This is a genomic window from Enterobacter cloacae complex sp. R_G8 (assembly GCF_024599795.1).
GTDB lineage: Bacteria > Pseudomonadota > Gammaproteobacteria > Enterobacterales > Enterobacteriaceae > Enterobacter > Enterobacter dissolvens.
In genome coordinates this window covers 598814-611815 of sequence record NZ_CP102246.1, presented here as the reverse complement: position 1 = coordinate 611815, position 13002 = coordinate 598814, and the positions used below count along the sequence as shown (strand labels likewise).

General features: G+C 56.1%; 14 protein-coding genes. 2 read left to right on the top strand and 12 right to left on the bottom strand.

Annotated features, from left to right (window positions below):
* Positions 1–50 precede the first annotated feature (50 nt).
* Complete coding sequence (locus tag NQ842_RS02800) at positions 51–221, top strand: YhfL family protein (protein ID WP_008503029.1); 171 nt, start codon at positions 51–53, stop codon at positions 219–221.
* A 144-nt stretch (positions 222–365) separates the two neighbouring features.
* Here the strand turns inward: NQ842_RS02800 and trpS are convergent, their stop codons facing one another.
* The 12 genes from trpS to NQ842_RS02740 form a co-directional block, all read right to left on the bottom strand.
* A complete protein-coding gene (gene trpS / locus NQ842_RS02795; RefSeq protein WP_013099067.1) occupies positions 366–1370 on the bottom strand; it encodes a tryptophan--tRNA ligase in 1005 nt (334 codons plus the stop codon).
* Positions 1363–2124 (bottom strand): phosphoglycolate phosphatase, encoded by a 762-nt coding sequence (gph, locus tag NQ842_RS02790; RefSeq protein ID WP_014833543.1) that lies wholly within the window; start codon positions 2122–2124, stop codon positions 1363–1365. Before gph ends, trpS begins: the two co-directional genes overlap by 8 nt.
* Complete coding sequence (gene rpe / locus NQ842_RS02785) at positions 2117–2794, bottom strand: ribulose-phosphate 3-epimerase (protein ID WP_008503032.1); 678 nt, start codon at positions 2792–2794, stop codon at positions 2117–2119. Before rpe ends, gph begins: the two co-directional genes overlap by 8 nt.
* 41 nt (positions 2795–2835) lie before the next feature.
* A complete protein-coding gene (dam, locus tag NQ842_RS02780) occupies positions 2836–3648 on the bottom strand; it encodes an adenine-specific DNA-methyltransferase (RefSeq protein WP_257256485.1) in 813 nt (270 codons plus the stop codon).
* 67 nt (positions 3649–3715) lie between these two features.
* The gene (damX, locus tag NQ842_RS02775; RefSeq protein WP_257256484.1) at positions 3716–5023 is read right to left on the bottom strand and encodes a cell division protein DamX; all 1308 of its coding nucleotides are present in this window, start codon (positions 5021–5023) and stop codon (positions 3716–3718) included.
* A 92-nt stretch (positions 5024–5115) separates the two neighbouring features.
* The gene (aroB, locus tag NQ842_RS02770; RefSeq protein WP_257256483.1) at positions 5116–6204 is read right to left on the bottom strand and encodes a 3-dehydroquinate synthase; all 1089 of its coding nucleotides are present in this window, start codon (positions 6202–6204) and stop codon (positions 5116–5118) included.
* A gap of 57 nt (positions 6205–6261) precedes the next feature.
* Complete coding sequence (gene aroK / locus NQ842_RS02765) at positions 6262–6783, bottom strand: shikimate kinase AroK (protein ID WP_003861630.1); 522 nt, start codon at positions 6781–6783, stop codon at positions 6262–6264.
* 286 nt (positions 6784–7069) lie between these two features.
* Positions 7070–8305, bottom strand: coding sequence for a DNA uptake porin HofQ (gene hofQ / locus NQ842_RS02760; protein ID WP_257256482.1), 1236 nt, complete (start codon positions 8303–8305; stop codon positions 7070–7072).
* Positions 8220–8612 (bottom strand): DUF2531 family protein, encoded by a 393-nt coding sequence (locus tag NQ842_RS02755; protein ID WP_257256481.1) that lies wholly within the window; start codon positions 8610–8612, stop codon positions 8220–8222. Before NQ842_RS02755 ends, hofQ begins: the two co-directional genes overlap by 86 nt.
* On the bottom strand, positions 8602–9057 hold the full coding sequence (locus tag NQ842_RS02750) for a HofO (protein ID WP_153908162.1): 456 nt from the start codon (positions 9055–9057) through the stop codon (positions 8602–8604). Before NQ842_RS02750 ends, NQ842_RS02755 begins: the two co-directional genes overlap by 11 nt.
* 9 nt (positions 9058–9066) lie before the next feature.
* Positions 9067–9555 carry a PilN domain-containing protein gene (locus NQ842_RS02745; RefSeq protein ID WP_014833549.1) on the bottom strand — a complete coding sequence of 163 codons (489 nt, stop codon included), beginning with the start codon at positions 9553–9555 and terminating at the stop codon, positions 9067–9069.
* A complete protein-coding gene (locus NQ842_RS02740; protein ID WP_153908141.1) occupies positions 9552–10328 on the bottom strand; it encodes a DNA utilization protein HofM in 777 nt (258 codons plus the stop codon). Before NQ842_RS02740 ends, NQ842_RS02745 begins: the two co-directional genes overlap by 4 nt.
* A 120-nt stretch (positions 10329–10448) precedes the next feature.
* On the opposite strand from NQ842_RS02740, the gene mrcA reads away from it, so the two are divergent.
* On the top strand, positions 10449–13001 hold the full coding sequence (mrcA, locus tag NQ842_RS02735; protein ID WP_118283873.1) for a peptidoglycan glycosyltransferase/peptidoglycan DD-transpeptidase MrcA: 2553 nt from the start codon (positions 10449–10451) through the stop codon (positions 12999–13001).
* Position 13002 lies beyond the last annotated feature (1 nt).

The window sequence follows — 13002 nt, the reverse complement described above, 5'->3', positions numbered from 1 at the left end:
TATTCCCTCGTGTTACATCCAATTTAGTTTTTTTAAGACAAGGAATGCGTATGTTCAAACTGGCTAAAGCTGCCGTTCTGGTAGGCCTGTTATCGACTCTGACGGCCTGCACCGGCCACGTGCAAAACACCAAAAACAACTGCAGCTACGATTACCTGCTGCACCCGGCGATCTCCATTTCGAAGATCATCGGGGGTTGTGGCCCGGCGGCACAGCAGTAAGCTGTTTTACAGGCGTAAAAAAACCGGGGATTCCCCGGTTTTTTTGTTTTGAAAAGTGCGGCGTGATGCCCTCACCCTGGCCCTCTCCCACAGGGAGAGGGGACAAACCCTAAAACGGTAACGCCGTTACCGTTTTGCTTTTACCTACGGCTTACCCACAAACCCAATCGCTTCGTACACCGCTTTCAGGGTTTCTGACGCGCGCGCGCTGGCTTTTTCAGCGCCCTCTTTCATCACCTTCTGCAGGAAGGCTTCATCGTTACGGTAGCGGTGATAACGCTCCTGCAGCTCGGTCAGCATACCGGAAACGGCATCCGCCACTTCGCCTTTCAGGTGACCGTACATCTTGCCTTCAAAGTGCTGTTCCAGCTCAGGAATGCTCTGGCCGGTCACACCGGAGAGGATATCCAGCAGGTTGGAAACCCCCGCTTTGTTCTGCACATCGTAGCGCACAACAGGCGGCTCATCGGAGTCGGTCACGGCACGCTTGAGCTTTTTAACCACCGATTTCGGATCTTCCAGCAGGCCGATAACGTTGTTGCGGTTATCGTCAGACTTGGACATCTTTTTGGTCGGCTCCAGCAGCGACATCACACGCGCACCGGATTTCGGAATAAATGGCTCTGGCACTTTGAACACTTCGCCATACAGCGCGTTAAAGCGCTGGGCGATATCGCGGCTCAGTTCAAGATGTTGCTTCTGGTCTTCACCCACCGGCACCTGGTTAGTCTGATACAGCAGAATGTCAGCCGCCATCAGCACCGGATAGTCAAACAGACCGGCGTTGATGTTCTCGGAATAGCGCGCGGATTTATCCTTGAACTGCGTCATGCGGCTCAGTTCACCAAAGTAGGTGTAGCAGTTCAGCGCCCAGCCAAGCTGCGCGTGCTCCGGCACATGGGACTGAACGAAGATAGTGCTCTTTTCAGGATCGATACCACATGCCAGATACAGCGCCAGAGTGTCCAGCGTGGCTTTACGCAGCTTCTCAGGATCCTGACGGGCGGTAATAGCATGCAGATCCACGATGCAGTAAATGCAATGGTAGTCATCCTGCATGCTAACCCACTGACGTAACGCACCCATGTAGTTACCAATGGTCAATTCACCTGACGGCTGGGCGCCACTAAAAACGATGGGCTTAGTCATTTTTCAATTCCTGATGTTCACTGTATGAAAGCCCGAGTGCGGGCAACAAATCTTTGAAGCGATCGAACACGACGTCCGGCTCACTCAGGGTAATGGCCTCACCGTAGTTGTAGCCATAAGTTAACCCCACGGAGGGACAACCCGCCGCTCTGGCAGCCAGAATATCATTGCGTGAATCACCGACAAAGAGCAGCTCCGCAGGTGTTAAGGATAATTTTCCTGCCACCAGCAACAGCGGTTCCGGGTGCGGCTTTTTATTCTGAACGTCATCACCGCCCACGATCACGGTGAAGTATTTCGCGATATCCAGCGCCTCCAGCAGTGGCGCAACAAACGGCGTCGGCTTGTTGGTAACCAGCCCCAGCGGAATGCCTTTCGCATGCAGCGCACTCAGCGTTTCCGCGACATCCGGGAACAGGAAGCTGCCTTCTTCAACGGTTTCTTCGTAGAAACGGTCAAACAGTTTGCGCAGAATACGTAGCTGTTCTTCCTGCGGGATATCCGCGTGATCAACGCTCGGTTTACCCTGTGCGGAACGTTGTGACGCACGCTCCTGGCGAGCCCACGTCAGGGCGCGCTCCATCAGGACATCTGCGCCATTACCAATCCACGTCACGACGCGATCTTCGCCCGCGACGGGCAGTTCAAGGGCGTACAGCGCCTGGTCGACGGCGCTCGTTAAGCCCGGCGCGCTGTCAACCAGCGTGCCATCGAGGTCAAATGCAATACCCCGGGTTGCCTGCAATTTATCCATGACTTACCTTCGCCAGCTCGCGGCGCATTTCATCAATGACTTTTTTGTAATCCGGTTGGTCGAAAATTGCCGAACCTGCAACAAACATATCCGCGCCCGCAGCCGCAATTTCGCCAATGTTATTCACCTTCACGCCGCCATCCACTTCCAGACGAATGTCGTAGCCTGACTCATCAATACGACGGCGCACTTCACGCAGTTTATCGAGCGTGTGAGGGATGAAAGACTGTCCGCCAAAGCCCGGGTTAACGGACATCAGCAAAATAACGTCCAGCTTATCCATCACATAGTCGAGATAGCTCAGGGGCGTTGCCGGGTTAAAGACCAGACCCGCTTTACAGCCGTTCTCTTTGATCAGCTGCAGCGTGCGGTCAACGTGTTCCGACGCTTCCGGATGGAAGGTGATGATACTGGCGCCCGCCGCGGCAAAATCAGGCACGATGCGGTCAACCGGTTTCACCATCAGATGGACGTCAATGGGCGCGGTAATACCGTAGTTACGCAGCGCCTTAAGCACCATCGGGCCGATGGTCAGATTGGGAACGTAGTGGTTATCCATAACGTCGAAATGGACGACATCCGCACCCGCGGCGAGCGCGTTAGCAGTGTCTTCGCCCAGGCGGGCAAAATCGGCCGACAGAATTGAGGGAGCAATCAAAAACTGTTTCATCCGCATCTCCTTGAAATGTGTTTACCGGCGGGCAAAACGGCTCAGGGGCGATAAAGAGCCAGGAGTTCGTCCACCTTTTTACGTGTGCCGCCGTTGCTGCTAATGCTACGCCGCACTTTGACCTGAAAATGCTTCGCGGCTTTGTACCATTCGCGCGTATCAGGGGTATCGTGATTCGAAATTAACACCGGAATTCTTTTGCTGACCAGCTTTTCCGCCATCTCCGCCAGACGGGCCTGCTCGGCCGGACTGAAGCTGTTGGTGTGATAGGCGGTAAAATTCGCCGTCGCCGACAGCGGGGCGTAAGGCGGATCGCAGTAAACCACCGAGTCTACGCCCGCCAGTTCCATACACTCTTCATATGAGAGACAGTGGAATTCGGCATTCTGCGCTTTTTCAGCAAAGTGATACAGCTCGTCCTGCGGGAAATAGGGGCGCTTATAGCGGCCAAACGGCACGTTAAATTCCCCACGCAGATTATACCGGCACAAGCCGTTGTAGCCATGGCGGTTGAGATAGAGGAACAACAGCGCCCGACGGAACGAATCCTGGCTCTGGTTAAACTCAGTGCGCAACTGGTAGTAAACATCCGGGTGATTGTTCTCGGGCGTAAACAGCTTGCGCGCCTCTTCCACATACTCATCGGTACGCAGTTTGACGATGTTATAGAGGCTGATGAGATCGCTGTTGATATCCGCCAGGATATAACGAGAAAAATCGGTGTTCAGGAACACCGATCCTGCGCCCACAAAGGGCTCGATAAGACACTCGCCTTTTGGCAGGTGCTTTTTAATATCATCGAGCAGGGGGTATTTCCCCCCTGCCCATTTCAGAAAAGCGCGATTTTTTTTCATGCTGACTAACTGATTACACCTTCTCCGGCTGTGGAGAAAGCTCCGACAGCATCCTGCGCTTTAAACATTACTTAAGATCGGCCTGAACCTGATGAATGGGCTTCGCCCACGGGTTTTTCGCCTGAACGTCTGCTGGCAGTGTCGCCACGGCACGTTTCGCTTCATCTTTGGAAGCATACACACCGCTCACCAGCACATACCACGGCTGTCCGTTACGGGTCGTCTGATAAACTACGTAGTTTTTCAGATTCGATTTCTTCGCCCAACCGTTGAGGTTGTCATAGTTAGACGAACTGCTCAGTTGCAGCGTGTAATTACTGGACGGTGCAGATTTCAGTGAACCGACATTACCCGTCGTTTTACCCGCTGTGGTAGCCGGTGCTGTGGCGGTTGCAGCTGGAGCCGTTGTCGCCGCAGGCGCTGTGGTGGTCGCCGTGGCCTTCGGTGCAGTCTGCGTCACTGGCGCTTTTGCGGGCTCGCTTGCCGCAGCGGTTTCAGTGCGTTTCGGCTGCGCCGGTGCAGCTTTGACTTCAGGCGCTTTTACCACGGCCTGAGGTTTGGTCTCACGCTTAGGTTCAATGACCGCCTGCTTACGTTCCTGACGTGGTGCCGTCTGGGTCTGGGTCTGACGCGGTTTGGTTTCCGTTGCTGCGGTTTGTTGCTGAGCGTTGCCACCGCGAACAGGCGCAACGGTTGCAGGTTCAGTTGGCAGCGTAGAGTTAACCACCACGTTATCCACCTGCTGCTGGTTTTGCGGCTGCATCAGCGCGTTGTTCAGATCGCCCTGAACCTCTACACGCTGCTGGCCTTCTGGCGTGACAGGTGCCCGATTCTGAGCAGGCGTGGAAGAAACTGGCGGCAGGGAAACATCCTGCGGCGTCGTTGTGTTACTGGCGGTCTGCTCTGCGGAGGTCGTACCCGGCGCTGGCTGTGCGCCATTTGCCTGGTCTGTCGCATCGTTACCGGAGAGGTTGATGCTCTTCTCAGCGGAAGCCGTTTGCTCGCCAGAATTCGTTGAAGGTGCTTTCAGCGCGGAGCCAATGCCGACAATCAGCAGCACAAGCACCAGAACGCCGAGTCCCATCATGATGTACTGGCGGGAGGCCGGTTTCTGCGCGGCCGCTTTTTTACGTTTACGCGGGCGACGCTCTACTGGCTGTTCGTCCATTGAATCTTCTTCGGACTCATAATCCTCTTCTTCTCGCTCATCACGCGCATTACGGCTACGTGAAGGGCGACGATCGTCTGCATCCAGATCAACATCGTCAAAGTTGATCTGCGGCTCGTTATCACGTTCTGAAGATTGACGAGAACGACCAGTACGACGATCGCTGGGATCGGGTTTCAGCTCGTCTTCTGGTTTGAATTCATCCATTTAACACCCCACTCAAAGGCTTATGCCAACGACTTTGCATTTCGCCTGAAGCTAAACGACCACCGGTAACAGTGGCCTGACCTTTCTAGTTGTTACGCCTGCTGACAATCAGCGATAGCGCCAAGAACGACATCGTGCGGCACTCCGCCGCGCACTTCACTCTTCCCTATTGCAAGCGGGAGTACAAGACGCATCTCACCTGCCAATACTTTTTTATCGCGCATCATGTGGGGTAAATACGCTTGCGCCGACATCTCCTGCGGCCCGGTTACCGGCAAGCCTGCACGTTCCAGCAGTGCGATGATACGCGCCGTCTCTTCTGGTTTGAACTGACCCAGACGTTCGGAGGTGCGGGCAGCCATCACCATGCCAGCCGCGACAGCTTCACCGTGGAGCCAGTTTCCGTAACCCATTTCGGCTTCAATCGCGTGGCCAAACGTATGCCCAAGATTCAGTAAAGCACGTAAGCCCGTTTCACGCTCGTCTGCTGCAACAACTTCTGCTTTCAGCTCACAACAACGGCGAATGCAGTATGCCAGTTTAGCCTCATCCAGGCGCACCAACGCATCCATATTCTCTTCCAGCCAGTTAAAGAACTCGCCATCAAGAATAATGCCGTATTTGATCACTTCAGCCAGGCCAGAAGCCAGTTCGCGTGCTGGCAGGGTTTTCAGACAGTCGAGATCCACCACTACCGAAGCGGGCTGGTAGAACGCGCCAATCATGTTTTTGCCGAGCGGATGGTTGACTGCAGTTTTGCCGCCAACGGAAGAGTCGACCTGAGACAGTAACGTGGTTGGAATCTGAATAAAACGGACGCCACGTTGATAACTTGCCGCCGCAAACCCCGTCAGATCGCCCACAACACCGCCGCCCAGGGCAAGCAGTGTCGTATCGCGACCGTGCGGTTTTTGCAGTAATGCGGTAAAGACGGTATCCAGTACCGTCAGGCTTTTATACTGCTCGCCATCGGGCAGAATCACACTGTCGACCTTCACGCCGGCCTGCTCAAGCAGGTGGCGAACGCGGTCAAGATAAAGCGGAGCCAGCGTCTCATTGGTGACCAGCATCGCCTGATCACCCGCTTTCAGTGGTAAAAAGGAAGCTGGGTCGTTAAACAAACCAGCCGCGATGGTGATAGGGTAACTACGTTCCCCGAGAGTAACTGTAATCCTCTCCATGACGCGACATCCACCTTTAATGCTTTTACCCGCAGGCGAGTGTATATAAAGCCAGAATCAGTTGCTTTCCAGCATATGAATAATCTGGTTTGCAACCACTTTAGCGCTCTGATCATCAGTACGAATGGTCACATCAGCAATCTCTTCGTACAGAGGATTGCGTTCATCGGCCAACGCTTCCAGAACTTCCCGTGGTGGCGTTTCAACCTGCAGCAGCGGGCGCTTTTTATCGCGCTGCGTACGTGCCAGCTGTTTTTCGATGGTCGTCTCAAGATAGACCACTACGCCACGGGCGGAGAGACGGTTGCGGGTTTCGCGAGATTTTACAGAACCGCCGCCGGTCGCCAGCACGATGCCCTGTTTTTCCGTGAGTTCGTTGATCACTTTTTCTTCTCGGTCACGGAAACCTTCTTCGCCTTCTACATCGAAGACCCAGCCCACATCAGCTCCGGTTCGTTTCTCAATCTCTTGATCAGAATCGTAAAATTCCATATTGAGTTGTTGAGCTAACTGACGCCCAATAGTGCTTTTGCCGGCACCCATAGGCCCAACCAGAAAGATATTGCGTTTCTCTGCCATTTTTTCGGTACTACTAAGACTATTCGTTAATGGTAATCCCCGCTTCGCAGACACCCGGCGTAGCAGGACATGAACTGAAACCTCATATGCAATAGAGCGAGAGTCAGACTAAAAATTATCTCAATACTCCGGCTTGTTTGGCAACTGATTAAATCGCCGCGCCAGACGCATAAGACAACAAGACGTCAGTCCAACTCAAATCGGTACTCCTTGTATGCTAATTCATGCCCCACGTCAAACATCTGCAACAAACTGAATGCAAAATCATTGCGGGGATCGTTACCCGTCAGCGAATAGCCACCAGACGTGGCGTAATAAACACCACTAACTCACGCCGTTCGTTGTCTTTACCGTCATGACGAAAAAGCTGCCCAAGCCAGGGGATTTTACCGAGCCCGGGTACGCTATCACTCCCGGTTTTATTCTTTTGCGAGAAAATCCCGCCCAGCGCCAGCGTTTCTCCACTTTTTACCTCCACCTGGGTTTCTATCTCCTGTTTGTCGATAGCCAGCGTTTCGCCATCGGCCTGTTGCAACACCTGCCCCGGCATATTTTCGCTGATGTGTAATTTCAGGCGCACGCGACCGCCCGGTAGCACCACCGGCGTGACCTCCATGCCTAATACCGCCTCTTTGAACTCCACAGAGGTTGCCCCACTCTCACCGCTGGAGACCTGATAAGGGATTTCGCTGCCCTGTTTGATACTGGCCGGTTGCATATGTGAGGCCAGCAATCGCGGGCTGGCGATGATGTCGACCTGCTGTTTTTGCTCCAGCGCCGACAACTCCAGATCCAGCAGCCTGCCGTTAATCCGCCCGATATTAAACCCCACGTGGGTAGTGGCGCTGGCAACGGACAGATCGCTGCCAAGGGCAGTCACCTGCCCCACCTTGCCCGTCTCCGTGGCCTCGGCGAGGCTCCATTTCACGCCCAACTCCCGCAGGCTTTTTTCATTGATGGTCACGATATGCGCCGCCAGTTCGACCTGCTCGACGGGAATATCCATCTGTGTTGCCCAGTGCTGTAGCGTCTCCAGTACGGCCTTATTATCCCGGACCAGCAGGCGGTTGGTGCGCTTATCGAGCGATAAACTGCCCTTCGGACTGAGCTGTTTTTCCGCAGTTTTTTGCAGTTCCCCAGCATCGGCGTAAGAAAACGCAATGCTCTGCGAGAGCAGCGGAGCATCCAGTTCACGGCGGGCCCGAGCCTGCGCTTTACGCTCCTGCTGTTCGCGCTGCCAGGCCGCCGTATGGACATAAAAAATGCCACCCTCTTCATGCAGCACGAGCCCTGCACTGGTGATAACCGTCTGCAGCGCCTGTCGCCACGGAACATGTGTCAGATTGAGCGACAGCGTGCCGCTCACGTCGGGTGACACCACCAGATTACGGTTCGCCTGAGCAACCAGCGCCTGCAGAATCTGGACCACAGGAACATCATCCACCACCAGCGTGACCGGTTTCGGTGCGGCGGCCAGCGGAGTGACGATCGTCAGTAACAGCAGCGTTATCCTTAAATTCATTTTTCTTCGTTCCTTCTCGTTGCCACGACCATTGCGTTGGCTCACAGGTTTCACCAACATCTACGACGAGTTGCGTCTCATTCATTGCGCTGATCCGCCAGCCCGCCGGTAAACGCTCTTGCAGGTAAAGACGATGCCAGCGATTTTTCCCGTCCTGCAAAATGCCAACCCCACCGACCATGCCGCGATAGTGCCACTGCGCCAGCTCGCCAACGGCACAGGGATCGTCCAGGGGACGAAATGGATCGCGCATTCCGGTCAAAATCAGCACGGAGAAAACCAGCAGGTAGCGCAGGCTATTTCGCATGGTCTTGCTCCAGCTGCACCCGCAGACGTAGCGCTGCCCCCTGTGGCACAAGCGTGAAGGCGGCAATCCGGACATCTCGCTGCGCCAGCCGGGTGAATACCGTCAGGATTGCCGGCCAGTCGGCATCCAGCGCTAGCTCCCCACCGCCCGGCAGCGGTTTCCAGTGCACCAGCGTTGCGCCATCAGCCTGAAAGTCCAGCGGGGAAAAGCGCACCACCGGGCGTACGTCAGACTCTGGTGTCCGGCGAGGCCCGTTGCGGGCGACAGGCCACAGCGCCGCATGGCGCTGTACGGCGTCGGCCATTTGCATCTGAAGTGCAGCAAGCTGTGAATTAAGCGGCCTCAGGAACAGGCCCCATGCGGTCCCCCACAGAAAGGCAACGCCCAGCCCACCGCACAGGACCCGGTACCGGCGACGGCTCTCACACCAGCGTTCCAGTATCATGTTCACGCGTTACCCCTGGTCTGTGAGCTGAAAAGTGAACATCCAGCGCCCGTGACCATCCTGCCGTATCTCTCCTGCTGGCCCGGAGGTAAACCCCGCTATGTGCCGGAGAACATCACCCATTGCCGACAGGGCGGGCAGTGCTGAGGCATAGCCGCTGATTGTCACAGAAGGGTGTTGATAACGAAGCTCCGTGAACCAGGCCTGCGCCGGAATGGCATCGGAAAGAGACGTCAGCACCGGCTGCCACGCCCTACGCCGGGGCTGGCGCGTGGGCGCCGGTGTGGCAAGAGGCAGACGTGAAGACAGCACGCGCTGCACGGTCTGCATGCCCGCCAGTTCAGCCTGCAGGGCGTGCTGTTTCAGGTTGGCGTGCATTCTCAGGCTGAAAACCGTTATCAGCGTCAGAACAGACGCGGCTGCAGACAGCCCTCCCCAGAACCTCAGGCGGCGCGCGCGTCGTTGCTGTCGCCACGGAAGAAGATTGGTCATGCTCATTCAGGCACCTCGCTCATGGCCAGCGCCAGCGCGACGGTATAATCGGCACCGCATTCCGGCAGCGGGGGCTGAGTGCGAGAGAGGGTCTCCCACGGATCGCGCTGGCTATCAAACAGCACGATATCGTCCGGCGCGAGGGCCAACAGTGCCGCCAGTTCAGCCACGCTTTTGGCCTCGGTAGCGAAGCGGCGCCCCCACTGGTGGCGCATTGCCCACAACCACTGATGCTCGTCTCGCCACGCGACACACTGCGCCGGCGCCACCGCAGGAAGAAGGTTTGCCAGCGCGCTGGCATCCGGGGTAATCGTCACCAAACGTAAATGCAGCGTTTTCGCGAGCGTCAGAAGTGTTTCAACCTCTTTGTTTTGCGCTGCGGTGACATGAAATGTGTTGCTGAACGTGTCCTGTGCGTAATCGAAGCACAGCGCGTCAGGGGACATCTCCAGTTCACGCGAGAGCGTAGCCCCCAGCCAGGAGAGCTGTTCGCTGTCGCAAAGGGCGATAGCCGGGCGGGGCAGCGATCGTTGCAGGGTACGCGCGGCCGGAAATGAGAGGAACACCCGGTGCTGATGCGGCAACGTACGCCGCCAGTCGCGTAATGCGTCAAATAATTGTTCTGGCTGACAAATTTTCCCGTCGAGGATGATGCCTTCCGTCAGCGGTATCGCCCACCAGCGGCGCAGACACCAGCTGAGACGCTCGCGAACCAGCGCGACAATCAGCACCCTATCTTGTTGAATATGAACGCCCGTTTGCCATGTTTTGAAAGCCATGCTTCACGATCTCCTTATCGCCCGTCGCCGTGACGGCTATATCAATGAATCAGGCTTGCCTTTATACTACCGCGCGATTGTTTAGAAACTGCCCAAGTGAAACCAGATGGGAAATCTCCGGTGAAGTTCGTAAAGTATTTATTAATCCTTGCAGTGTGTTGCATTCTGCTGGGAGCAGGCTCGATTTATGGTTTGTACAAATATATTGAGCCGCAGCTACCTGATGTCGCTACGCTTCGTGATGTGCGACTCCAGATCCCAATGCAGGTCTACAGCGCCGACGGCGAGCTGATGGCGCAGTACGGCGAAAAGCGCCGTATCCCGCTGACCTTAAATCAAATTCCCCCGGTGATGGTGAAGGCCTTCATCGCCACTGAGGACAGCCGTTTTTACGAGCACCACGGTGTTGATCCAGTGGGGATTTTCCGCGCCGCAAGCGTCGCGATGTTCTCCGGGCATGCCTCTCAGGGGGCAAGTACCATCACGCAGCAGCTGGCACGTAACTTCTTCCTCAGCCCAGAAAAGACGCTGACACGTAAGATAAAAGAGGTGTTCCTCGCGATCCGCATTGAGCAGTTGCTGAGTAAAGACGAAATCCTTGAGCTTTACCTCAACAAGATCTATCTCGGCTATCGCGCCTATGGCGTGGGTGCCGCGGCTCAGGTGTACTTCGGTAAACCCGTGGAGCAGCTGACCTTAAGCGAAATGGCGACCATTGCCGGCCTGCCTAAAGCCCCGTCCACGTTTAACCCGCTCTACTCACTCGATCGCGCCACCGCACGTCGCAATGTCGTCCTGTCACGTATGCTGAGCGAAGGCTACATCAGTCAGAGTGAATATGAGCAGGCACGCAACGATGTCATCGACGCCAACTACCATGCGCCGGAGATCGCCTTCTCTGCCCCGTATCTGACCGAAATGGTGCGCCAGGAAATGGTCAGCCGGTATGGCGATAAGGCCTATGAAGATGGTTATCGCGTGTACACCACGGTCACCCGCAAAGTGCAGCAGGCGGCACAGGAGGCGGTGAGAAATAACGTGATGGACTACGATATGCGCCACGGCTATCGCGGCCCATCCAACGTACTCTGGAAGGTGGGTGAAAGCGCCTGGGACAGTAAAAAAATCACCAGTACGCTGAAAGCGCTGCCAACCTATGGCCCGTTGCTGCCTGCAGTGGTCACGCAAGCCGACCCTCAGGAAGCCATTGCGACACTGGCAGACGGCACATCAGTCTCCCTGCGCATGGAGGGTATCCGCTGGGCGCGTCCGTATCGCTCTGACACCCTGCAAGGGCCAACACCACGCAAGGTGACCGATGTAGTACAGACCGGACAGCAAATCTGGGTGCGTCAGGTGGGCGATGCCTGGTGGCTGGCGCAGGTGCCAGACGTGAACTCCGCGCTGGTCTCCATTAACCCGCAAAACGGTGCCGTGCTGGCGCTGGTCGGTGGGTTTGATTTCAACCAGAGCAAATTTAACCGCGCCACTCAGGCGCTGCGTCAGGTCGGCTCTAATATCAAACCGTTCCTCTACACGGCGGCGATGGATAAAGGGCTGACCCTTGCCAGTATCCTCAACGACGTGCCGATCTCTCGCTGGGATGCCGGTGCCGGTTCCGACTGGCAGCCGAAGAACTCCCCTGCGGAATATGCTGGCCCTATTCGTCTTCGTCAGGGTCTGGGACAGTCGAAAAACGTGGTGATGGTGCGTGCGATGCGTGCCATGGGCGTCGACTACGCGGCAGAGTATCTGCAACGCTTTGGCTTCCCGGCACAGAATATCGTGCGTACCGAATCGCTGGCGTTAGGCTCGGCTTCGTTCACGCCGCTGCAGGTGGCGCGTGGGTATTCGGTCATGGCTAACGGCGGCTTCCTGATTGACCCGTACTTCATCAGTAAAATCGAGAATGACCAGGGCGGTGTGCTGTTCGAAGCGAAGCCTAAAATCGCCTGCGCGGAGTGCGATATTCCGGTAATTTACGGCAATACGCCGAAATCTGAGGTGCTTGAGAACAAGGACATGGAAGACGTTGCCGTGTCGCAGGAGCAGCAGAACGGTGTGCTGCCACAGCCACAGCTGGAACAGGCAAACCAGGCGCTGGTCGCACAGACCGGTGCGCAGGAATATGCCCCGCATGTGATCAACACCCCGCTCTCTTTCCTGATCAAGAGCGCGCTGAACACCAACATCTTCGGTGAACCGGGCTGGCAGGGTACCGGCTGGCGTGCAGGGCGTGATTTACAGCGCCATGACATCGGCGGTAAAACCGGGACCACCAACAGCTCGAAAGATGCCTGGTTCTCCGGCTACGGTCCGGGCGTGGTGACTTCGGTCTGGATCGGCTTTGACGATCACCGCCGCGATTTAGGCCGCACCACGGCGTCTGGCGCGATTAAAGATCAGATTTCCGGCTACGAAGGCGGGGCCAAAAGTGCGCAACCGGCCTGGGATGCCTATATGAAATCCGTTCTTGAGGGCGTGCCGGAACAACCACTGACGCCGCCTCCAGGTGTGGTCACGGTCAATATCGACCGCAGCACCGGACAGTTAGCTAACGGTGGCAATAGTCGCGAGGAGTATTTCATCGAAGGTACGCAGCCTACCACGCAGGCGGTACATGAGGTGGGTACAGAGATTATTGATAACGGCGAGACGCACGAGCTGTTCTGAC

Bases quoted from the DNA above. Each gene is read 5' to 3' on its own strand.
- NQ842_RS02800 (WP_008503029.1), top strand. From the start codon at position 51: ATGTTCAAACTGGCTAAAGCTGCCGTTCTGGTAGGCCTGTTATCGACT.
- trpS (WP_013099067.1), bottom strand. From the start codon at position 1,370: ATGACTAAGCCCATCGTTTTTAGTGGCGCCCAGCCGTCAGGTGAATTG.
- gph (WP_014833543.1), bottom strand. From the start codon at position 2,124: ATGGATAAATTGCAGGCAACCCGGGGTATTGCATTTGACCTCGATGGC.
- rpe (WP_008503032.1), bottom strand. From the start codon at position 2,794: ATGAAACAGTTTTTGATTGCTCCCTCAATTCTGTCGGCCGATTTTGCC.
- dam (WP_257256485.1), bottom strand. From the start codon at position 3,648: ATGAAAAAAAATCGCGCTTTTCTGAAATGGGCAGGGGGGAAATACCCC.
- damX (WP_257256484.1), bottom strand. From the start codon at position 5,023: ATGGATGAATTCAAACCAGAAGACGAGCTGAAACCCGATCCCAGCGAT.
- aroB (WP_257256483.1), bottom strand. From the start codon at position 6,204: ATGGAGAGGATTACAGTTACTCTCGGGGAACGTAGTTACCCTATCACC.
- aroK (WP_003861630.1), bottom strand. From the start codon at position 6,783: ATGGCAGAGAAACGCAATATCTTTCTGGTTGGGCCTATGGGTGCCGGC.
- hofQ (WP_257256482.1), bottom strand. From the start codon at position 8,305: ATGAATTTAAGGATAACGCTGCTGTTACTGACGATCGTCACTCCGCTG.
- NQ842_RS02755 (WP_257256481.1), bottom strand. From the start codon at position 8,612: ATGCGAAATAGCCTGCGCTACCTGCTGGTTTTCTCCGTGCTGATTTTG.
- NQ842_RS02750 (WP_153908162.1), bottom strand. From the start codon at position 9,057: ATGATACTGGAACGCTGGTGTGAGAGCCGTCGCCGGTACCGGGTCCTG.
- NQ842_RS02745 (WP_014833549.1), bottom strand. From the start codon at position 9,555: ATGAGCATGACCAATCTTCTTCCGTGGCGACAGCAACGACGCGCGCGC.
- NQ842_RS02740 (WP_153908141.1), bottom strand. From the start codon at position 10,328: ATGGCTTTCAAAACATGGCAAACGGGCGTTCATATTCAACAAGATAGG.